21 protein-coding genes are annotated in these 21446 nt (G+C 55.2%); 7 read left to right on the top strand and 14 right to left on the bottom strand.

Annotated elements, in window-relative coordinates:
• Positions 1-15 precede the first annotated feature (15 nt).
• Positions 16-954, top strand: coding sequence for a prolyl aminopeptidase (gene pip, locus ACI43T_RS02960; RefSeq protein ID WP_405385496.1), 939 nt, complete (start codon positions 16-18; stop codon positions 952-954).
• 62 nt (positions 955-1016) lie between these two features.
• Here the strand turns inward: pip and mog are convergent, their stop codons facing one another.
• Genes mog through ACI43T_RS02940 form a run of 4 tightly spaced genes read right to left on the bottom strand, consistent with a single transcriptional unit; the run spans position 1017 to position 3645 of the window.
• Positions 1017-1589, bottom strand: coding sequence for a molybdopterin adenylyltransferase (gene mog, locus ACI43T_RS02955; protein ID WP_405385495.1), 573 nt, complete (start codon positions 1587-1589; stop codon positions 1017-1019).
• A gap of 8 nt (positions 1590-1597) precedes the next feature.
• The gene (locus ACI43T_RS02950) at positions 1598-2320 is read right to left on the bottom strand and encodes an S-methyl-5'-thioinosine phosphorylase (protein WP_009173454.1); all 723 of its coding nucleotides are present in this window, start codon (positions 2318-2320) and stop codon (positions 1598-1600) included.
• A 22-nt stretch (positions 2321-2342) separates the two neighbouring features.
• Positions 2343-2516, bottom strand: coding sequence for a hypothetical protein (locus ACI43T_RS02945; protein WP_009173455.1), 174 nt, complete (start codon positions 2514-2516; stop codon positions 2343-2345).
• Between the two features lie 58 nt (positions 2517-2574).
• Positions 2575-3645 carry an AI-2E family transporter gene (locus ACI43T_RS02940; RefSeq protein WP_308023616.1) on the bottom strand — a complete coding sequence of 357 codons (1071 nt, stop codon included), beginning with the start codon at positions 3643-3645 and terminating at the stop codon, positions 2575-2577.
• 241 nt (positions 3646-3886) lie between these two features.
• Between ACI43T_RS02940 and purM the strand changes: the two genes are divergently transcribed.
• The 3 genes from purM (at position 3887) to ACI43T_RS02925 (ending at position 6707) form a co-directional block, all read left to right on the top strand.
• Positions 3887-4921, top strand: coding sequence for a phosphoribosylformylglycinamidine cyclo-ligase (gene purM / locus ACI43T_RS02935; RefSeq protein ID WP_405385494.1), 1035 nt, complete (start codon positions 3887-3889; stop codon positions 4919-4921).
• A 191-nt stretch (positions 4922-5112) separates the two neighbouring features.
• Complete coding sequence (locus ACI43T_RS02930) at positions 5113-5883, top strand: DUF6796 family protein (RefSeq protein ID WP_405385493.1); 771 nt, start codon at positions 5113-5115, stop codon at positions 5881-5883.
• A gap of 179 nt (positions 5884-6062) precedes the next feature.
• Complete coding sequence (locus ACI43T_RS02925) at positions 6063-6707, top strand: acetyltransferase (RefSeq protein ID WP_009173459.1); 645 nt, start codon at positions 6063-6065, stop codon at positions 6705-6707.
• A gap of 131 nt (positions 6708-6838) precedes the next feature.
• Here ACI43T_RS02925 and ACI43T_RS02920 read toward each other — a convergent pair whose 3' ends face one another.
• From ACI43T_RS02920 to ACI43T_RS02910, 3 genes are all read right to left on the bottom strand, one after another.
• Positions 6839-8665: a trehalase family glycosidase gene (locus ACI43T_RS02920; RefSeq protein ID WP_405385492.1), complete on the bottom strand. Its 1827-nt coding sequence runs from the start codon at positions 8663-8665 to the stop codon at positions 6839-6841.
• Positions 8646-9881 carry an MFS transporter gene (locus tag ACI43T_RS02915; RefSeq protein WP_009173461.1) on the bottom strand — a complete coding sequence of 412 codons (1236 nt, stop codon included), beginning with the start codon at positions 9879-9881 and terminating at the stop codon, positions 8646-8648. Before ACI43T_RS02915 ends, ACI43T_RS02920 begins: the two co-directional genes overlap by 20 nt.
• Before the next feature lie 154 nt (positions 9882-10035).
• Positions 10036-10692: a TIGR02117 family protein gene (locus tag ACI43T_RS02910; RefSeq protein WP_405385491.1), complete on the bottom strand. Its 657-nt coding sequence runs from the start codon at positions 10690-10692 to the stop codon at positions 10036-10038.
• Between the two features lie 120 nt (positions 10693-10812).
• On the opposite strand from ACI43T_RS02910, the gene aroA reads away from it, so the two are divergent.
• Positions 10813-12108, top strand: coding sequence for a 3-phosphoshikimate 1-carboxyvinyltransferase (aroA, locus tag ACI43T_RS02905; RefSeq protein WP_405385490.1), 1296 nt, complete (start codon positions 10813-10815; stop codon positions 12106-12108).
• A 320-nt stretch (positions 12109-12428) separates the two neighbouring features.
• Here the strand turns inward: aroA and ACI43T_RS02900 are convergent, their stop codons facing one another.
• The 5 genes from ACI43T_RS02900 to folE2 form a co-directional block, all read right to left on the bottom strand.
• The gene (locus ACI43T_RS02900; protein WP_405385489.1) at positions 12429-12962 is read right to left on the bottom strand and encodes an inorganic diphosphatase; all 534 of its coding nucleotides are present in this window, start codon (positions 12960-12962) and stop codon (positions 12429-12431) included.
• A gap of 93 nt (positions 12963-13055) precedes the next feature.
• Positions 13056-13640 carry an aminodeoxychorismate/anthranilate synthase component II gene (locus ACI43T_RS02895; protein ID WP_405385488.1) on the bottom strand — a complete coding sequence of 195 codons (585 nt, stop codon included), beginning with the start codon at positions 13638-13640 and terminating at the stop codon, positions 13056-13058.
• Between the two features lie 41 nt (positions 13641-13681).
• Positions 13682-14017: a hypothetical protein gene (locus ACI43T_RS02890; RefSeq protein WP_254654888.1), complete on the bottom strand. Its 336-nt coding sequence runs from the start codon at positions 14015-14017 to the stop codon at positions 13682-13684.
• 103 nt (positions 14018-14120) lie between these two features.
• Positions 14121-14891: an endonuclease/exonuclease/phosphatase family protein gene (locus tag ACI43T_RS02885; RefSeq protein ID WP_009173467.1), complete on the bottom strand. Its 771-nt coding sequence runs from the start codon at positions 14889-14891 to the stop codon at positions 14121-14123.
• Between the two features lie 396 nt (positions 14892-15287).
• Positions 15288-16061: a GTP cyclohydrolase FolE2 gene (folE2, locus tag ACI43T_RS02880; RefSeq protein ID WP_040668752.1), complete on the bottom strand. Its 774-nt coding sequence runs from the start codon at positions 16059-16061 to the stop codon at positions 15288-15290.
• 181 nt (positions 16062-16242) lie between these two features.
• Here folE2 and ACI43T_RS02875 point away from each other — a divergent pair, with 181 nt between their 5' ends.
• Together ACI43T_RS02875 and ACI43T_RS02870 are read left to right on the top strand one after the other, a co-directional pair.
• Entirely contained in the window at positions 16243-17400 is a 1158-nt protein-coding gene (locus ACI43T_RS02875) for a trans-sulfuration enzyme family protein (protein WP_405385487.1), read from the top strand.
• A 91-nt stretch (positions 17401-17491) separates the two neighbouring features.
• Entirely contained in the window at positions 17492-18271 is a 780-nt protein-coding gene (locus ACI43T_RS02870; protein ID WP_405385486.1) for a ferredoxin--NADP reductase, read from the top strand.
• A gap of 76 nt (positions 18272-18347) precedes the next feature.
• Here ACI43T_RS02870 and radA read toward each other — a convergent pair whose 3' ends face one another.
• Positions 18348-19727, bottom strand: a complete 1380-nt coding sequence (gene radA / locus ACI43T_RS02865) for a DNA repair protein RadA (protein WP_405385485.1) — start codon at positions 19725-19727, stop codon at positions 18348-18350.
• Between the two features lie 128 nt (positions 19728-19855).
• A complete protein-coding gene (locus tag ACI43T_RS02860; protein WP_293277929.1) occupies positions 19856-21334 on the bottom strand; it encodes a S41 family peptidase in 1479 nt (492 codons plus the stop codon).
• Positions 21335-21446 lie beyond the last annotated feature (112 nt).

The raw sequence follows: 21446 nt of genomic DNA, 5'->3' as shown, positions 1-21446 counted from the left end.
CGGGAAAAAAACGATATGCACCCCATCCGCGAACCCATCCGCAGCGGCCTGCTGCAAGTATCGGACATCCATCAAATCTACTGGGAAGAGTCCGGCAATCCCGACGGCCTGCCCGTCATCTTCCTTCATGGCGGCCCGGGCGCAGGCGCATCGCCTGCCTGCCGCGGCTTTTTCAATCCCGACGTGTTCCGCATCGTCATCATCGACCAGCGCGGCTGCGGCCGTTCGCTGCCTTACGCCTGCACCGATGACAACACGACTTGGGATTTGGTTGCCGACATCGAAAAAATCCGCGAAATGCTGGGCATCCGAAAATGGCTGGTGTTCGGCGGTTCGTGGGGCAGCACCTTGTCGCTGGCGTATGCCGAAACCCATCCCGAACGCGTTGCCGGACTGGTGTTGCGCGGGATATTCCTGTGCAGGCCGTCTGAAACGGCGTGGTTAAACGAAGCGGGCGGCGTCAGCCAGATTTATCCGGCGCAATGGCAGAAATTCCTCGCACCCGTCGCCGAAGAAAAACGCGGCGGCCTGATTGCGGCGTATCACGAAATGCTGTTCGGCGAAGACGAAGCAGGTCGTCTGAAAGCGGCTAAGGCTTGGGCGGACTGGGAAAGCTACCTTATCCGTTTCGAGCCGCAAGACGTCGATGAAGACGCGTACCAATCGCTCGCCATCGCCCGTTTGGAAAACCATTATTTCGTCAACGAAGGCTGGCTGAAGGGCGACAAAGCGATTTTGGCAAACACGGACAAAATCCGCCCTATCCCGACCATCATCGTACAAGGGCGCTACGACTTATGCACCCCCATGCAAAGCGCGTGGGAATTGTCGCAGGCGCTCCCCGAAGCCGAACTGCGCGCGGTTCAAGCGGGACATTCGGCATTTGACGCACCTTTGGCGGAAGCGTTGGTCAGGGCGGTGGAAGATATGGAAAAAAGGGCGGATTGGTCTTGAAAATGATATTGAGGCCGTCTGAAAACTGAAAATCGGTTTTCAGACGGCCTTTTTTGTCCGCTTTATTTCCGTTGCGGTCTGAACGCCTTGCTGACGGTTTCGTCGGTTTCGATGAAGGGGCCGCCGATAAGGTCGATGCAGTAGGGGATGGCGCTGAACAGGCCGTGCACTTTGATGCCGCCGTTTTCACCGCGCACGCCGCCGAGGGTTTCGGCGATGGCTTTGGGGCGGCCGGGCAGGTTGACGATAAGGCATTTGCCGCGTATGCCTGCGGTTTGGCGCGAAAGGATGGCGGTGGGGACGTAATACAGGCTGATTTGGCGCATTTGTTCGCCGAAACCGGGCATTTCTTTTTCGATGACGTTCAGGGTGGCTTCCGGGGTAACGTCGCGCGGGGCGGGGCCTGTGCCGCCAGTGGTGAAGATGAGGTCGCAGCGGTCGCCGTCGGTCATTTTTTTCAGCGCGGCTTCGATTTCGGCCTGTTCGTCGGGAACGAGGGCCTCGATGAAGCGGACGGGGTTTCTGACGGCTTTTGCCAGCCATGCTTTGAGCGAGGGGATGCCTTCGTCCGGATAGATGCCGCCGCTGGCGCGGTCGCTGGTGGAAACGAGGCCGATGATTACGGTATCGGGCATAGTTGGTCCTATAAGTCGATGAGCAGGCGGCGGATTTTTTCGATGGCCTGATGGGATTCGGTTTGGCAGAAATCGGGACGGCCGTTGCCGTTGTTGGTGATGCAGCTCATGCCGATGATGCCGCAGAAGTGGGCGTAGCCGATGTTGAGCTCGCGTGCCAAAACGGCTTCGGGCATTCCGGTCATTCCTAAAACGTCCACGCCGTCGTTACGGTAGCGGCGCACTTCGGCATGGGTGGCGAGGCGCGGACCCTGCGTGCAGCCGTATACGGCTTCGCTGTAAACGTAAGTGCCGTGGCTGCCGACGTGTTCGAGCAGCGTAGTGCGCAGTTCGGCGGAATAGGGACAGGCGAAATCGGTATGGACGACGGCCTGTTCCTGCCCTTCGAAGAATGTGCTTTTGCGGCCGTGGGTGTAGTCGATGAGGTCGTGCGGCATCACCAGCGAACCGTTTTCGAGTTCGCGGTTGATGCTGGTAACGGCCGATACGGCGATGATGTTTTCCGCGCCTATGGAATGCAGCGCCCAGATATTGGCGCGGTAGTTGATTTCGTGCGGGGCGATGGTATGGCCGAAACCGTGCCGTGCGAGAAAGACGATGTCAAGCCCGCCCAGCCTGCCGAACAGGATGGGGCTGCTGGTCAGGCCGTAGGGCGTGCGCACGATGCGGCGGTCGGTAATGGTGAGTTCGGGCAGTCGGGCAAGGCCGCTGCCGCCGATAATGGCTAACATATTGTCCTTTGTGTAAATGGTTTCAGGGCGTCAGTGTCGGAAAGAAAAAGGTCTGCAAAACAGTCATGATGATGGAAAACAGGATTAATATCTTCATTTTTTCCGCAAAGCTGTATCCGTCGTCTACGGGAAGCACTTCCCATAGCAGCACCGACATGAAACCGGATAAAAACCAAAGTGCAAAATTGTTCATCATGGCGGTTGGAAGAGGGTTTAGAAGGCCGTCTGAAAATCGGGTTTCAGACGGCCTCGGTTTATTTGTGTTTGTAAAAACGGCTGCCGAAGTAGGCGGCCGCACCCTCGCGCAGCAATACCAGCGTTACGGCGGCAAGCGGCAGGCCGGCGAGCATGCCGACGAAGCCCATGAGTTGCCCGAAAGCCATCAGAGAGAAGATGACCCAAAACGGCGACAGGCCGATGCGGTCGCCGACGATTTTCGGGGTAACGATAAAGCTTTCGAGGAACTGGCCGATGCCGAACACCACCCACACCATAATCAGGCCGTGCCATGTGCCGAATTGCAGCAAAGCGGCAACCGTCGCCAGCAAGAGGCCGGTAAATGCGCCCAAATACGGGATAAACACCAAAATACCGGCAATCATGCCGATGGCGAAGCCCGAATCCAATCCGGTCAGCATCAGCCCGACACCGTAAACCACGCCCATAATCAGCATCACCATCAACTGCCCGCGCAAAAATTCGCCCAAAACCTCGTCCATATTGCCGGTGATGCGCGAATAGGTGTCGATAAAGCGGCGGGGGACCAGTTTGCTGATGCCCTGCGACCAGCGCCTCCAGTCGAGCAGGAAGTAATACAGCAGAAACGGCAGCAGGAAGAGGTTGCTCACGCCGCTGATGACGTTGCCGCTCTGCTTCATCACTTCGGGCATGATTTTTTGCAGCGTGCCGCTCAACTCGCCCGTATGCGATTGCAGCCAGCCTACAATCGACTGGGTATCCAGTTCGATATATCTGCCCGCATACCGGCTCAGCCACGGCAGCAGCGTGTTCTGCACGAAAGCCGTAATCTGCGGCAGCCGTGCCACGAGGTTGTTGAACTGGTTAATCAGCATCGGTACGATAATCAGCGTCAAAGCCAGCAGCACCGACAATGCGAACACCATCACCATCATCGACGCCGCACCGCGTTTGAAGCGCTTGAGTTGCAGCCATTCCACCAGCGGGTTCAGCACATAGGCCAGCACTGCCGCGATGACGAACGGCGTCAGGATGTCGCCCAGCGCGTAAAGCAGCCACAATAACGCCGCAATCACGCAACCCATAATAATCCACGGCTTCGCACCGCGCGTTTTCTTTTGATACATACGGCAATCCAAGTTTTCAGACGGCCACAAGTATAACAGTTCGCCCGCATTTTGCGTGTTCCGGCGGCATTCGGCGCGGTTTTCCGGATTGGGCGGCACGGTGGTGCGGCCTGAAATAATTTCCGCCGCGCGAAGCCGCGCGATGCAAAATAAGGTAGAATAAACGGCCGTTGAATTTTCAGCCGCACCGTTTGCAAACAGCGTTTCAGACGGCCTCCAAACCCGAAAAGGAATCCCGACAATGAGCACTCCACTCAGCTACCGCGACGCAGGCGTCGACATCGACGCAGGCGATCAACTGGTCGAAAACATCAAACCTTTTGCCAAACGCACCATGCGTCCCGAAGTGTTGGGTGATTTGGGCGGCTTCGGCGCATTGGTCGAAATCAGCAAAAAATACCAAAATCCCGTACTCGTCAGCGGCACCGACGGCGTGGGCACCAAGCTCAAACTCGCCTTCGATTGGGACAAGCACGACACCGTCGGCATCGACCTCGTCGCCATGAGCGTCAACGATATTTTGGTTCAAGGCGCAGAACCTTTGTTCTTCCTCGACTATTTCGCCTGCGGCAAACTCGACGTCGCCCGCGCTACCGACGTGATTAAAGGCATCGCCCAAGGCTGCGAAGAATCCGGCTGCGCCCTTATCGGCGGCGAAACCGCCGAAATGCCCGGCATGTATCCCGAAGGCGAATACGACTTGGCGGGTTTTGCCGTCGGCGTGGTCGAAAAAGAGCGCGTCATCAACGGCCGCAGCATCAAAGCAGGCGACATTGTGTTGGGTCTGGCTTCCAACGGCGCCCATTCCAACGGCTACTCCCTCGTCCGCAAAATCATCGCGCGGGACAATCCCGATTTGGACGCCGAGTTTGACAACGGCAAAACCCTGCGCGAGACCATCATCGCCCCGACCCGCCTGTATGTGAAACCTATCCTCGCTGCTTTAGAAAAATTCACCATCAAAGGCATGGCGCACATCACCGGCGGCGGCATCACCGAAAACGTGCCGCGCATCCTGCCTGAAAACACCGTCGCCCAAATCGATGCCAAAGCATGGGAATTGCCCAAGCTGTTCCAATGGCTGCAACAGGCAGGCAATGTGGAAACGCAAGAAATGTACCGCACCTTCAACTGCGGCATCGGCATGGTGGTCGTGGTTGCCGAAGAAGATGCCGACGCGGTGCAGGCATTCTTAACCGAACAAGGCGAAACCGTTTACCGTTTGGGCGTTATCCGCGGGCGAAACGGCGACGAACATCAGACACAGGTTGCCTGATTTTAATTACCGGAATGATTTGAGGCCGTCTGAAATAGTTTTCAGACGGCCTTATATTATTTCCCTATGAATTTAAGCGGTTATCGAAAATTTTGCGAAAATATCATAGGACGTACCGATAATTTGAGAACTTATCTTCCCGTTTAATAGTCTATTTCATTGTCGAGAATACCCCGACAGGATTCCATAATATGCAAAATCAAAATGAAGCATCCGTTGGGGTTTGGCCGTCTGAAACCGCTGTTTCCCGACTTTCTCTGCTGCTTTGGGCGGGAATTGCAGCGGCAGTGTGCTGGACTGTTGCCGATATGTTGCTGGTCGGATTCGTGCAGACGCCGGAACGTTATCCTTTGCTTTCGCAGACGCTGGCGCCGCAGTTGGGCGAGGCGGCGGATTTTGCCGTGCTGATGCAGGCCGGCTCGCCCGAGCGGCTGCTGTGGGGCGTGTTGCCGGCGACGTTTTCTGCGGCGCTGTATCTGGCGGCGGCATTCGGCGTTTACCGGCTGATGTGGCCCGGACGCACGGCCAAGGTCGGTTTTGCAGTGCTGTTTTTCGGATATGCGTTATCGCCTTTGGGACATGCCGGTTTCTATTTCACGGGTATGGCCGCCAAAGTGCTGCTGAATGCCGCGCCGGACGATTATCCGGCGTTGCTGGCGCTGTTCCGCCATTTTTACCGGATGCTGGCGGTGCACTGGATGGCTTCGGTCGGTTCGATTGCGGCGGGATGGCTGCTGTTGCTGATACAGACGCTGCGCCGCAGGACGCTGCTTCCGCGTGCCGCCGCGTGGTGCAATCCGTTGCCGGTAGGAACGGTTATTGCGGTTTCGTGCAGCCTGTTTCCGCAATCGCCCGTTGCCGCCGCTCTTGGCGGGGCGACGTTCAATCTGGCGCAGTTGGTGTTTTTTGTTTGTGCGGCGGCGTGTGTCCGCAGGCGGGGAATGGGGATGCAGCCGGGCTGAAATAAAACGGTGCCGCCTTTGCCGGACGGCAATCATCCGCCTTGGCGCCGATGCTTGTAATACAGGTAATCCGCCGTTTCGTCCCAAACCCATCACACATCATTTCGTTGTATCAAGCCGTCTGGTGCAGTTTTCCGTTTTCAGACGGCCTCCGTTATCGAAACCGTTGGGAAAAAAACATGTTGACACCCCGTAAGAAGCTCGCCGTCGTCGGCGCGGGCGGGCACGGCAAAGTTGTCGCCGCCACAGCGATGGCCGCCCGCTGGACGAAAATCGTTTTTCTCGATGACAAAGCCAGAGGCGAAGTGTTCGGTTTGCCGGTTATCGGCGGTACCGACCTGCTCGGTATGAGTCTGCGGCCGGCCGAATATGACTTGGCAATCGCCGTCGGCAGCAACGACGTACGCGCGCATCTGCACCGCCGTTTCGTCGCCATGGGTTTTAACCAGCCGGTCATCGTTCATCCGACCGCTGTCATCGCGCCCAATGTCGAAATCGGTGCGGGCAGTGTGGTGTTTGCGCAGGCGGTCGTCCAGCCCGACAGCCGCATCGGCGAAGGCGCCATCATCAACACCGCGGCCACTGTCGATCACGACTGCCGGCTGGGCGGTTTCGTCCACATCAGCCCGGGCGTGCATCTGGCGGGCGGCACGCAGGTCGGCAACGGCGCGTGGGTCGGCATAGGCGCGTGCACCCGCCAACAGATACGCATCGGTAAAAACGCCGTTGTCGGCGCGGGCGCGGTGGTGGTCAAAGATATTTCAGACGGCCTGACGGTGGCGGGCAATCCGGCCAAACCCTTAATCAGGCCGTCTGAAAACTGAGGCCGCCCGAATTCCGCTTCCTTGCGATATGGCGGGGGTAGGGCAGCCCGCCGGACAAGATACAAAGGCCGTCTGAAAAGTTTTCAGACGGCCTTTCCAATATCAATCGGGAAATCAGACGCAACGGCGCGTCAGACCTTATCGGCCAATGCGTCCAGTTCTGCCTTTTGCGCATCGGTCAGTCTGGCTATGCCCAGCACCAGCGACGCGTTGGTCCAGCCGAAGCCACCCTGCGGGACATAATCGAATATCGCGCCGACATTGCCGTATTCGACGTCGGTTTTGTGCGAACCTTTTTCGACGTTGAATTTTTCGGGTATCAGGCCGTTGTATTCTACGGTGGCGCGAATAATCATCCCTACCCATGAGAAGGCGGCGCGCTGCATTTCTTCTTTGAAGCCGTAACGTTCCAACCCCTCCCAAATCAGGATTTGATGCGGTGCCCAGCCGTAGGGGTAGTCCCATTGCCTTTCAGGGCCGGAAATTTCCGCACTTATCGGGGCGGAGGAGGCGATGCCGCCGCGGCACAGGAGTGCGGGAAGCTGGCTTTTGACGGTTTTTTCCGCCTGTTCGCGGCTGCACAGCCCCGCCCACAACGGGAACAGATTGGTGGCGGAGACAAAATGGTTCTGGCTGCCGCGCGAGACGTTGTAATCGTAGAAGGTGCCGTGTTCCTCGTTCCACAAATATTGCTGTACGGCACGGCGGCGCGCCTGCGCTTTTTCCTGCCAGCCTGCCGCGGTATGTACTTCGCCGTTGAGGGTAAAGCCTTGCGGATAGTAGTCGTCCAGCAGGGCGGCGATGTTGGTTTCGACGCGGTAGAGTATGGCGTTCAGGTCGACGCAGGCGGTATCGGCGCATACGTCGTCCAGCCGCGTGGTGGTGTCGTGTCCGCTTTCGCGCATGGCGCGGTCGTGAACGAAATAGCGGTCCAGCTCCGAGTCTTGGATTTTCCCTCCGTCGTAGGCCTGTTCCAATTCCTGCGCGGAAATGCCGTGGCGTGCGGCAAAGCGGTTCAGGATGAAATCGAAGTGTCCGGTTTCGGTTTCTTTCGGTCTGCCGCGGCCTTCGTCGAAGTATCGGTTCAGCCCGATGTCGGCGAACAGGTGGGTTTGCGGGTTCATCCATACATCGAGGTATTCGTCGATGGCTATGCCCAAATGCTCGTCCAGCCAGCTTTCAGGCAGGCGGTCGCGGTAGCGGCGGTAAAACGCGCTCAGATAAGGGGTGTAGAACGGCGGCTGCGAACGGGTCAGATAGTAGCTGCGGTTGGCGTTGAGCATTTTGCCGTAGTATTTGATTTGGTAGGCGATGTTTTCCAACATGCCTTTGGCCAAGTCGTAGCGGTCGTGCGCCATCAGTCCGAGGCCGATGAAGTAGCTGTCCCAGCCGTACATTTCGTTGAAGCGGCCGCCGGGGACGACGTAAGGCAGCGGGCTGCCGCTTTCGGAATCGTATTTCAACGCCAAAAGGCCCGGTTTGCGGTCTATTTCCGCTAAGAGGCCGTCTGAAAACGGCGGGGCGGGCAATTCGACGATTTCGATTTGCGGATGGGCGGCACTGATGGATCGGTAGTACGCCAGCCCGTCCGCATCGGCGGCGGGGACATACAGATAGGCTTTGTCGCTGCTGCGTTTCTCGTCGGACAAGACAGTCAGGATGTTGTCGGCGTTCATCCGGCGGCTGAGGGTGTGCCAGTAGTGGTTTTGTATTAGGCAGTCCACCCGCTCCAGCGGTTTCATGAACACTTTTTCCGGTTCGAGCACCCCGTTTCCGAGCCAGATTTCCTGCAACAAGTTGGCCAGGTAGTAGGTGCCGTCCACTTGCAATGCATCGCCGTCTTCACCTTTTACGGTGAAGGACTTCGGGCCGGTATCGTCAACGGTGATGGTGTTGCTGCCGTCGGTGTCTTCTTGGGCGAGCAGGGCGGCCAGGGTTTCAGTTTTGCGGATGCGCATTTTCATAATCCTTGATAAATTTGTTCAGCAGCGTCAGCGTAACCAGTAAGACGGCTATCGGCACCAGCATGAAATAAAAGGCCTGCGCACCGCCGACATGCTGGAACAACATGCCGATGATACGCGAACCGAGCGTGCCGCCCAGTGCGGAAAAAATCACAATCAGGCCGGTCATGGAGCTGTGCATCCGTTGCGGCAGGGCAGACAGGGTGGCTGAGCTTAAAAGCGGATAAATCGGCGCGATAAACAGGCCGATGAGCGGGAAGATAAAACCAATGGCGGGAATTTCGCTGAACGCATGGATAGTGCGGGGGCCGGCGTTGAGGGCCTGGGGCAGGACGAACGCCACGATGGCGGCGGCAACCAACAGGCATACGGAGACGATTTTTAACCAGTGCAGCTTCTTGACCGCCTGTCCGGCCAGAAAACGTCCGGCGGCCAAGGAAAGCGCCAAAATGCTCGCCATTTGCACGCTCAAGGTGTCGTTCAAAGATAAAACGCGTTCGTTGAAAGTCGGCAGCCACGTCATGATGCCCTGTTCGACCATCACAAAGCAGAACGCGCTCAAGATGAAGAAAATCGTCAGGGGCAGGGCGATAAGTTTGATCATCCCCGTGAAATCGTCAATCAGTCTGCCTTCCGATTTTGGAATCGCCACATCGATTTTGGTAAACAACAGCAGGAAAAACGCAATGGCAATCAACCCTGCCAGCAGCAGATAAACCCGCAGCCACGCATCAGGATTGTTTCCGTCGAAAAAAGCGGGGAATAGGAAATAGGCCGACGCGATGCCGACCATAAAAAAACCTTCGATGGAACTCATGAAACTGTTGTGTTGCTCTTTGCTCTCGGTAAAGAGGCCTATCATCGAATAAACCGATACCTTGATAAAGGCGAATGCGACGCCGATGCAGAGGAACAGTGCCTTCGAAGCGGTGAAACTGTTGCCGGTGTACATATACAGACATGCGCCGAATACCACGGCCAAGGCCAACAGCATACTGTTTTTATAACCGAATTTCGGCAGGAACGAAGCCACGAAAAACGAAACGATGGCAATCGGCAGGTCTTTGAAGGCTTCCAGAATGCTGGCTTCCGTTTCCGTAACGCCGTAATTGGCCAAGGATTGTTTGATAACGATGCCGACGCTGTTGAGTAGGATGGCGAATACGAAGTAGTTGATAAATAACGCAAGTTTAATGCCGAAATGTTTCATGTTCAGATTCTTTGAAAGTTGGGATATGTCGTAGTTATAAAAAATATTTATGGCTACGATTAATAATCTAAACGAAAACAACATGGCTGGCAAGCAATCGGCAAAAGGCCGTCTGAAATTTTTCAGACGGCCTTTGCATATTATTCCGATATTTTCAGCGGTAACTGTCCAGCAAAGGGCCGGCAAACGGCGTCCACACCACGCCTTTCATGCCGCTGTGGGTGAGTTTGCCGTTTAGCCAGGTATTGCAGGTATTGAAAAGGTGGTAGCGGCCTTCGGCTTCATAAAACGCGTCGTTCGAGTGGTAATGCGCGCCGGCGACGGCCACCGCGCGGCCGTTTTGCAGCCGGAAACCGTCGCGCAACGCTTCGGCCAGCCGCCGGTATTGTTCGGGAGAGGCGGAGAATCTGACGGTGTTTTCGTTTTCGGCGGGTTCGGACGGGTAGTAGGTGGCGTGTATCAGGGTTCGGTTGAAGCCGCTCAGGGCGCGCAGTGCGGTCGGGACAGTCAGGTCGCCCCAGCTTGGCGTGTTCAGATAAAAATTGCGTTCGCCCCAACCCAAACCGATATATTCCGTTCCGGAATCGCCCAAACCGCTGTCGGCGGGGCTGACGGTTTGCGTCCAGTCGAACACGTTATTTTTTAACGGCATCACAACGTCGACATGAGTGCCGTTACTGACGAGGAACAGCGTAATTTCCCCGCCGGACTGCCTGTCGTTGACGCGAAACGACGACAGCGTCCATGCCGCCAGAAAATAAGCGGCGGCAGCGGCTGGCAGGAATAATGCAGCTTTATAGCGTTTTTTCATAGCGAAAGCGGCAGACTCGGTTTTCAGACGGCCTGAAGTGTACTGAAGGCGGAGCGTTTAAACAATACCGCCCATCGCGTATAATGGCTCGGCTTGCAACCATTCCTGTAAAGTCCTGCCATGACCGAATCTATCCGCCTTCCCGCCGTTAAAACCAAACCCGCCGCCGTCGCGCTGCCCGGTTCCAAAAGCATCAGCAACCGTTCGCTGCTGTTGGCCGCGCTGTCTGACAATGTTTGCGAAATCCATTCGCTGCTGAAGTCCGACGATACCGACCGTATGCTGGACGCACTGGCGGCTTTGGGGGTGAAAATCGAATTTTTGGACGGAGGCCGTCTGAAAGTGTACGGAACGGGCGGGCGCTTTCCCAACCGCAGCGCCGATTTGTTCCTCGGCAACGCAGGTACGGCCTTCCGCCCGCTGACCGCCGTGTTGGCCGTATTGGGCGGCAGTTACAGCCTGCACGGCGTACCGCGTATGCACGAACGCCCCATCGGCGATTTGGTCGACGCTTTGCGGATTGCGGGGGCGGACGTGCGCTACGAGGGCAGGGAAAACTATCCGCCGCTGCACATCAACGAACGTACCGACAGCGGCGTGCGCGAAATCCCGATTCGGGGCGACGTGTCCAGCCAGTTCCTGACTGCAATCCTGATGGCGCTGCCGCTGACCGGAAAGGCGTTTGAAATCAGGATAGTTGGCGAACTGATTTCCAAGCCCTACATTGATATTACTCTGAAACTGATGGCGCGGTTCGGTGTGAATGTGGCCAACGAAGGTTATCGCGTGTTCAAGATTCCCGCCGGCGCGCGCTATCATGCGCCGGAACATTTGTATGTGGAAGGCGATGCGTCCAGTGCGTCTTATTTTCTGGCGGCAGGGCTGATAACGGGCGTGCCCGTGCGCGTTACCGGAATCGGCCGCAACAGCATACAGGGCGACGTTGCTTTTGCCCGCGAATTGGAAAAAATCGGCGCAGACGTTTTATGGAGCAACGATTTCATCGAAGTGTCGCGCCCTGAAACACGCCCTGTCCAAGCTTTCGATTTGGATGCGAACCATATTCCCGATGCGGCCATGACGCTGGCAGTGGTTGCACTGGCCGCAGATGCGCCATGTACGCTGCGCAATATCGGTTCGTGGCGGGTAAAGGAAACCGACCGCATCGCAGCGATGGCGGCGGAATTGCGCAAACTCGGCGCAGTGGTCGTTGAAGAACCGGAAGCCATCCGCATTACACCGCCGGAACAGTTGCGTACCGATGCCGTTATCGACACTTACGACGACCACCGCATCGCCATGTGCTTCTCACTGGTTTCGCTGATGGGCGTACCGGTCGTTATCAACGACCCAAAATGTACGCATAAAACTTTTCCGACGTATTTCGATACCTTTGCCGGATTGGCGGCAGGGTGAAATAAAACAACAAAACAATAAGGAGCCTTATTGCGGTAATAGTTTAGGTTGGTGGGAGGTAGCCATAAACCTTGTTTGGGGAAATAGATTATGCAGATATTAAGAGGTTTATCGATTTAGTTGCGTAGTTTTCATTTAGTTTGTTTTGTAGGACGTGTATTTAGGCTGTTTTTTCTACTTAGAGTGGGTTAGGTGTACCCACTTAATAATTTTCTTTGTTATGAAAAGGCTGGTACGCTACCGTATACCAGCCTTTTTGTTATGGAAAGTTATACTGAAAATGTGTAACACGGATCTTTTATCTATCCGTATTTTAAACTTTATGCCTGTTTGTTCCAGCGTTCGATAGATTCTTTGATAACCTGTTTGGCTTCTTCAACATCACCCCAGTGTTCTACTTTAGTGGAACCCGGTTTTTTCAGGGCCTTATAGTTGTTGAAGTGGAATTCGATTTGCTTAATCAACTGCGGAGGTAAATCGGCCAACGATTGGTAGGCATTACCGTTGTTGCGGTCATCGGCGGGCACACAGACGATTTTGTCGTCCACTTCACCGTCGTCGACGAATTTCATCACGCCGATAACTTTGGCTTCTAAGAAAATACCGGTTGCCAGCGGCTGCTCGGTAATCAGCAATACGTCCAACTCGTCGCCGTCTTCATCCAGTGTTTGCGGGATAAAGCCGTAGTTGGTCGGTTTGGCGAAAATCGCGGGCTCTACGCGGTCGAGCTGAAAAGCCGCCAGTTTGCGGTTCCACTCGATTTTGTGGTTGCTGCCGGCGGGGATTTCGTTGACTACGTTGATAATGTCGCCGTCTACGTCGCCCGGGGTCAGGATTTTATTGAAATCTGCCATGTTGTTTCCTTATCGCTAAAAATATAGATGGGTGCAAACGGCGAAAGTATAGCAGCTTGCAAGCCGTCTGAAAAACGGGCCGCCGTCCGCCGTTTATGCCGCTTTAAAATCCTTGAATTCTTCTAAAAAGTTACGCAGCATGTCATGGCCGTATTCGGTTAGCAGTGCTTCGGGATGGAACTGTACGCCTTCGACGGCATAATTTTTATGCCTCACGCCCATGATTTCATTGTCTTCCGTCCATGAAGTGATTTCGAGGCATTCGGGCAATGTGGCACGGTCAATGACAAGACTGTGGTAACGGGTACAGGTTACGGGGTCGGGCAGGTTTTTGAACATACCTTTGCCGTGGTGGAACACGGGCGACACTTTGCCGTGCATCAGTGTCTGCGCGCGCACTATGTCGCCGCCGAACGCTTCGCCTATCGCCTGATGGCCGAGGCACACGCCCATTACGGGCAGTTTGCCGGCGAAATGCCGTATGGCGGCGATGGAAATACCCGCCTCTTTCGGCGTGCACGGGCCGGGACCGATGACCAGGTATCGCGGTTTTAATACGGCGATTGCTTCTAAAGTAATATCGTCGTTGCGGCTAACTTCGACGTTTTGGCCGAGTTCGGCGAAATATTGCACGATGTTATAGGTAAAGCTGTCGTAATTGTCGATAAAGAGTAGCATTTTCGGATAACTTAACGGTTTGGAAGGATTCCGCGGTTGTTTCAGGGCTGACTGACGACTACCGCCAGATTGTCGGGATCGTTGATGAACGTCCACATTTTTTCGTCGCTACAGAACACGCCGTTACGGACGATGTAATGCAGTTCGTGTTTGACCAGGGAATCGGCGTTGCGGACGACGACGCGCATATTGCAGCAGTGGGCGGCCATTTCGAGGATCTTTTCGGCAAATTTCGGCTGGTGCAGCCGCGGCAGTGCTGCGGGAATGCGGCCGATATATTCGTTGATTTTCCGGCTGCTGCCCTGAAAGTCATTGTGCAATGGGTCGATAAACACAATGGTAAATGGCATACGGCTTAGATAATCTTCTGTTTCCATAATGTTTTTCGGCATCGGTCGAATGATGGGGACAATATAACACACTTACCGCCACCGCGCCGAATCCGGCTGCCGGCTCCATTTGAGCATGGTTTCAGACGGCCTATCTCGGCAATTTCAGTTTCGGCCTGACTTTTACGCTCAGAGGCAGGTGGTCGGAGAGGTGCTGCCAGTGTTTGTTGTTGTGGATTTGCGCATCAAGCACTTCCAAATTGCGGGTATACACACGGTCAAGGCTTAAAAAAGGCATACGGGAAGGAAAGGTTTTGGGACGGCGACCGTTGCCGTCGACGAACACTTCGTCCAAATTCAAGGCCTTTCCCAGCGACAGCGCAGATTTTTCTCGCCAGTCGTTAAAATCGCCGGCGATAATCAGCGGGCTGGCAGGGTCGACGTGCATACTGACATACTCGAAAATAGCGCGGTATTGCTTGGCGCGGTCGGGTTCGCGCAGGTTGAGGTGGGCGCACAGACATACCAGCGATGTTTCCCAACCTTCGGGCAGCACTTCGCAATGCAGCACGCCGCGCTGTTCCAAACGGTTGACGGTGATGTTCAGATTATGCAGCGTTTCAATCGGCAGGCGGCTCAGAATGGCATTGCCGTGATGTCGCTGCGGATAAACGGCATTTTTGCCGTAACTGCGGTTATACGACAGCCGCTCGCCCAGAAAATCGTAATGCGGCTGTTCGGGAAAACCGTCTATCTTATTGCTGCGCGCCTGATGCCTGCCCTGTACTTCCTGTAAGAAAAATACGTCCGAACGCAAATCATGCAGCGCGTCGGCCATACTATTAAGCTGTACTTTGCGGTTGAGTGCCGACATGCCTTTGTGCATGTTGTAGGAAGTTACGGTAACGGGTGTTGGGGACATAATGTGCCTCGTTTTGTGCGGTCTGTTTATATTAATGGTTGTTATTTTTATAGTATAACACCTGCGGCAGCGGCAGGTTTTGACGGGATGTGTAAAATATAGGCAGGCCGTCTGAAAAACCTTTCAGACGGCCGCGAGGTCGGCTGTGTCTTCTGTTTCGTATTTCTTCACTATTCATTTTGGTAAAAATGCTTGTAGGGCAGTTCCGGTTGGCTGTTACATTTCGAAAAACTACAAATCTGCGTTGGAATTGAAGTTTTGTAGCGAATTAAGGGAGGGCAGATTGATTGCGTAGTTTCCAGTCTGACTTGTAGGAGTCGTTTAGGTTGTTTGTCTATGCGGTTTCGTATGCTTCTGTTTTGGATGCTATTTGATTTCGCGACAACAAGAATCCGCTTAAGGATAAGCAATATAGGCGTAAGCCGAGTGGTTGTGTATCGACTCGAAGTTTTCGCTTTCGACGATGAAGCTTTCGATGCGCCCGTCGGCAATCAGCGCGGTGGCTACATCGCGCACCATGTCTTCCACGAATTTCGGGTTTTCATAGGCTTTTTCGGTAACGTATTTCTCGTCGGGGCGTTTGAGCAGGCCGTAAAGTTGACAGCTTGCCTGCGCTTCCACGCAGTCGATGATTTCCTCGATACCGACTTCGGCGTTGGCGGTCAGGCTGACGGTAACGTGCGAGCGTTGGTTGTGCGCGCCGTATTGGGAAATTTCTTTGGAACACGGACACAAAGAGGTTACGGGTACCATGACTTTCAAATTATGGCTGTATGCGCCGTTTTTGATTTCGCCCGTCAGGGTAACGTCGTAGTCCAGCAGGGATTGGATGCCGGAAACAGGGGCGGATTTTTTGCGGAAGAAGGGGAAGGAAACGCTGATTTTGCCGGAATGAGAGTTTAAAAGCGCAACCATTTCGGCGGTCAGTTTGTGCAGCCTGTCGAAATCCAAAGCCTCGGTTTGTTGTTCCATCAACGCCACGAAGCGCGACATATGCGTGCCTTTTTGGTCGGCGGGCAGGAAAACCGTCATGGTCAGGCGGGCGACGGTGGATTGGCTGCCTTCGGCGGTATTTAAAGTAATCGGAAAGCGCAGGTCTTTGATACCGACCTGGTTAATCGGCAGATTGCGTAAATCGCGGCTGGATTGCACGTCTGCAATGGCGTTCATGCGGTGTTTGTCCTTAATTGTCGGATTGCTGGGGTGTGTGTCGTTTGGAAACGGATTCATGCCGTCCGTTTTGCAAATGCGAGATTATATCACTTGCAAACCTTGCCCGCATTGATTGTTTCTATTTTTCGGATAGTGATAGAATCCTGAATTATTCACATCTTTACAAGGTCGAACCGAGATGAAATTCGCCACCAAAGCCATCCATTCCAGCTACGATTGCGACGAACACAACCGTGCGCTGATGCCGCCGATTTATCAGAACAGTATGTTCGCGCTGCACGAAATCGGCGAGCAGGTTCCCTACCGCTATTCGCGCCTGAGCAATCCGACCCGTCAGGTTTTGGAAGACACGGTTGCCGATTTGGAACGCGGGGCGGCGAGTTTTGCCTTTTCCAGCGGTATGGCGGGCATCGATGCCGTGTGGCGTACATTCTTGCGTCCAGGCGATACCATCGTCGCCGTCGCCGATATTTACGGCGGTGCGTATGACTTGCTGGTTGATGTCTATAAAGAATGGGGCGTAAACGTCGTCTTTGCCGATTTGGGCAACCCCGACCGTTTGGACGAGCTGCTTGCCGCGCACAGTGTGAAACTGGTTTGGCTGGAAACCCCGTCCAATCCGCTTTTGAGATTAGTGGACATCAAAGCGCTTGCCGCCAAAGCCCACGCTGCCGGCGCATTGGTCGGCATCGACAACACCTTCGCCACGCCGTATCTGCAACAACCTTTGGAAATGGGTTGCGACATCGTGTTCCACTCCGCCACCAAATACCTTTGCGGCCACTCCGACGTATTGATGGGCATCGTCGCCGTCAAAACCAAAGAACTGGCGAAACCGCTACACGACATGATGGTGCATACCGGCGCGATTGCCGGCCCGATGGACTGCTGGCTGGTGTTGCGCGGCATCAAAACACTCGCTTTGCGCATGGAAGCGCACTGCAAAAACGCGCTCGACATCGCCCGCCGCCTCGAAGCCCATCCCGCCGTGGAAAAAGTGTTCTACCCCGGCCTGCCGTCGCACGAACACTACGAACTGGCGAAAACCCAAATGCCCAAAGGCATAGGCGGCGTGGTAACGGTTTACCTCAAAAACGACACGCGCGAAGCGGCAAACAGCGTGATTAAAAACATGAAACTGGTCAAAATGGCGTCCAGCCTCGGCGGCGTCGAAAGTCTGGTCAACCATTGCTATTCCCAGTCCCACAGCGGCGTACCGCATGATGTGAAAATGGAAATGGGCATCAAAGTCGGCCTGCTGCGTTTCTCCATCGGTATCGAAGATGCGGACGATATTTGGAACGATATTTCCAAGGCTTTGGATTCGACGTTGTAACCGCTAATCCCAGAGGCCGTCTGAAAGATTTTCAGACGGCCTCTGCTATAATAAAGGCCGTCTGAAAACCCCCATCCTAGGAACGACAAGCATGGCAGCCTCACCAGAAGCCAAATTCACCGAAGAAACCGTGTTGTGGGTCAAACACCATACGCCCAAACTGATGACTTTTGCCATCAGCCGTCCGGAGTCTTACCGTTTTTCCGCCGGACAATTTTCCCGTCTCGGCTTCCGCGACGGCGAAGGCTTCATTTGGCGCGCTTATTCCGTCGTGTCCGCCGAATACGCCGACACGCTCGAATATTTCGCCGTATTAATCGAAGGCGGGCCGATGTCCGCCCGTTTCGCGGTTATGAAAGAGGGCGACGCCATCCTGCTCGACAAAACCGCCACCGGCTTTTTACTGCCCGAACGTTTCCCCGACGGCAAAGATTTGGTGTTGTTGTGCACCGGCTCCGGCATCGCCCCGTTTCTGTCCATTTTGGAGCAGCCCGAAGTCTGGCGGCGCTTCGACAGCATTTCGCTGGTGCATTCCGTGTCTTATGCCGACGAGCTGATTTTCAACGACCGTCTGGCCGCGTTGGTGGAACATCCTCTGATTGAAGAACACTACCGCAAATTCCGGTTCGCGCCGGTTACCACCCGCGAGCAGACCGAAGGTGCATTAAGCGGCAAACGCATTCCCGCATTGCTGGAAAGCGGCGAACTGGCCGCGAAACTGGGTATGGAATTTAATACCGCCGCCACGCGGTTTATGGTCTGCGGCAATCCAGCGATGGTGAAGGACACCTTCCAAACGCTGCTCGACATGGGGTTTGCCATGCACCGCAACCGCCTGCCCGGACAGATTATGATGGAAAACGGTTTCTGAGGCTTAATCGCTTGGAGCCGGTATAAAAGGCCGTCTGAAAATCGTTTCAGACGGCCTTTCGCTTGTTTTTAATCCTTTATTCGGCTGCGTTCCGGCAAATATCCACCGCTTCCTGCAAGCTGCCGATGCCGAAGATTTCCAGATTGGGAAATTCTTTCGGATTGCGCGGCATATTGGCTTTGGGAACGATGGCGCGTTTGAAGCCGAGTTTTTCCGCTTCTTTGAGCCGCTCCTGTCCGCGTGCGACGGGGCGGACTTCGCCGCTTAGGCCGATTTCGCCGAAGGCGACCATTTTTTCAGGCAGCGGGCGGTTGCGGAAGCTGGAGAGCATGGCGAGGATGACGGCGAGGTCGGCGGCGGGTTCGCCGATTTTGACGCCGCCGACGGCATTGAGGAACACGTCTTGGTCGAAGCAGGCGATGCCGCCGTGGCGATTGAGGACGGCGAGCAGCATGGCGAGGCGGTTTTGTTCGAGGCCGACGGTGAGGCGTTTGGGGGTGAAGCCGTGTGCGTCATCGACCAATGCCTGAATTTCAACCAAAAGCGGGCGGCTGCCTTCCTGCGTGACCAAAACGCACGAACCGGGCGTGTCGTCGCGGTAGCTGGCAAGGAAGATGGCGGACGGGTTGGACACGCCTTTCAAACCGTTTTCGGTCATGGCGAACACGCCCAGTTCGTTTGCCGCGCCGAAACGGTTTTTGATGGCGCGTATCATGCGGTAGTTGGAATGTTGGTCGCCCTCGAAATACAGCACAGTATCGACCATGTGTTCCAATACGCGCGGGCCGGCAATCGCGCCGTCTTTGGTAACGTGTCCGACCAGTATCATGGCGATGCCCATCTGTTTCGCCATACGCGTCAGTTGGGCGGCGCATTCGCGCACCTGCGATACGGAACCTGGGGCGGAAGTGATTTGGTCGGAATACATGGTTTGGATGGAGTCGATGACGACGACTTCGGGCTGATGCTGTTTCAACGCCGCTTGAATCGCTTCCATACGGATTTCGGCAAGCAGATTCACGCCTTCGGTGGGCAGTTCCAAACGTTGCGCGCGCAGGGCGACTTGCTGGGCGGATTCTTCGCCGGAAACGTACAGCACTTTACGGCTTTGCGCCATTTTGGCGATGGTTTGCAACAGCAGCGTGGATTTGCCGATGCCGGGGTCGCCGCCGAGCAGGATGACCGCGCCATCGACCAAACCGCCGCCCAATACGCGGTCGAGTTCGCTCATGCCGGTCGGATTACGCGGCACTTCGGTGGCGGTAACGGCGGAGAGGGATTGGACGGTCGAGGTATCTGCCGCCCAAGATTGGAAACGGGCATTTTTAGGCTCTGGCGCGGCTAGGCTTTCCTGAAGCGTGTTCCACTCGCCGCAATGCGGGCATTTGCCTTGCCATTTCGGGGAAGTGCCGCCGCATTCGGTGCATTGGTAGATGGTTTTGGGGGCTTTTGCCATGATGTTTTCCCTGATAATTGGAACCGGCCGGTATGCCGACAAATCCCAAGGCCGTCTGAAAAAGTAATTTTCAGACGGCCTTTGCCTGTTTGGTGGGGACGAGAACGGGTAGGCCTGTGCGGCCGCCGTTATTTATCCTCGTCTTTTTTCGTTTTTTTCTGAACGGGTTTTTTCGCTGCCAAGCCTAAGGATTTTTGCCATTCCGCCGGATTTTTGACCAATTCGAGCGCTTTGCGGAGCTGGTCGTCTTTGGCCGGATTCGGGATGCGGCGCGACGATAGGTCGGCTTCGTCTTTTTTCTTGTCCTGTTTGCCCTTGCCGTCGGTTTTGCCTGCTTCCGACTTATCGATTTCCTGATAATCGCTGCGGCTTTTCACATCTTCGCCGCCGTTCGGGTTGCCGATGTGGCCGATTAAGTCGGCTTCGCGGCTTTCGAAGGCACGGTCTTTGTCTTTGACTTCTATGTCGGGCACGATACCCTGCGCTTGGATGGAGCGGTCGTTCGGCGTGTAGTACAGGGCGGTGGTCAGCTTGACCGCGCTGCCGTTGGACAACGGGATAACGGTTTGCACCGAACCTTTGCCGAAACTCTGCGTACCGACTACGACGGCGCGTTTGTGGTCTTGCAGCGCGCCGGCCACAATTTCGGAAGCGGAAGCCGAACCTGAGTTGATCAGCACGGTCAGCGGGATGGTTTTCAACTCGGCCGGCAGTCCTGAGAGCGGGTCTTTGCCGGCGGACAGCAGATAATCTTCGGGCGTGGCTTTAAGCACCATGCCTGCTTTGCCGTCGCGTCCTTTGGTGCTGACGACGTTGACATCGGGTTTCAAAAAGGCTGCGGACACGCCGACCGCGCCGTTGAGCAGGCCGCCCGGATCGTCGCGTAAGTCAAGAATCAGGCCTTTCAGCGGGCCTTTGTTGAGCTTGGTCAAATCCTTGGCCGCTTCGGTAATGCCCGGAACCGTGCGTTCTTGGAACTGGGAAACGCGGATGTAGCCGTAGCCGGGTTCGAGCAAGTGGTGGCGCACGCTTTTGACTTTGATAATGGCGCGGGTCAGGTTGACGACGATGGGCTTGTCGGCATTCTTGCGCGACAGGGTCAGGGTGATTTTGGTACCCGGTTTGCCGCGCATTTTTTTAACCGCTTCGCTGACGGTCATGCCGCGGGTGGATACGTCGTCGATTTTGACGATGAAGTCGCCGCTTTTCACGCCGGCCCGCTCGGCGGGCGTATCTTCAATCGGGGCGATAACTTTGACAAAACCGTCTTCCTGTCCGATTTCCATACCCAAACCGCCGAATTCGCCGCTGGTGGATTCTTTCAGGTCGGCATAGTCTTTTTTGTCCATATATTCCGAATGCGGGTCGAGGCCTGCGACCATACCTTTCATGGCGCCTTCGAACAGCTCGGAATCGGGTTTGTCCTGATAATAGTTGGCTTTGATTTGGCCGTATACCTCCGCCATCGTGCGGATGGACTGTACCGGCAGGGATTCTTCTTTCTTTGCCTTCTCGGCTGCAAAGCTTTGTAGGCTGAGGCTGAGTGCGACGCCGCTGAATGCGCCCAGAGTGTAAAGTGCGACTTTTTTCAAAGTGGAATTCGACATTATTTTTTACTTTCTCTTTCTTATCTGAGTTTTCAGACGGCCTGAAAACGTAAGTTTTGTACTTTATGCGATTATGGCGCGTGAAACAACTGCTTTCGGGTAAAAAAATGCT

The sequence above is a fragment of the Neisseria oralis genome (assembly GCF_045062685.1).
GTDB classification, from domain to species: domain Bacteria; phylum Pseudomonadota; class Gammaproteobacteria; order Burkholderiales; family Neisseriaceae; genus Neisseria; species Neisseria oralis.
The sequence above is the reverse complement of the archived record's forward strand: the minus strand, read 5'-3'. Positions and strand labels throughout refer to the sequence as shown.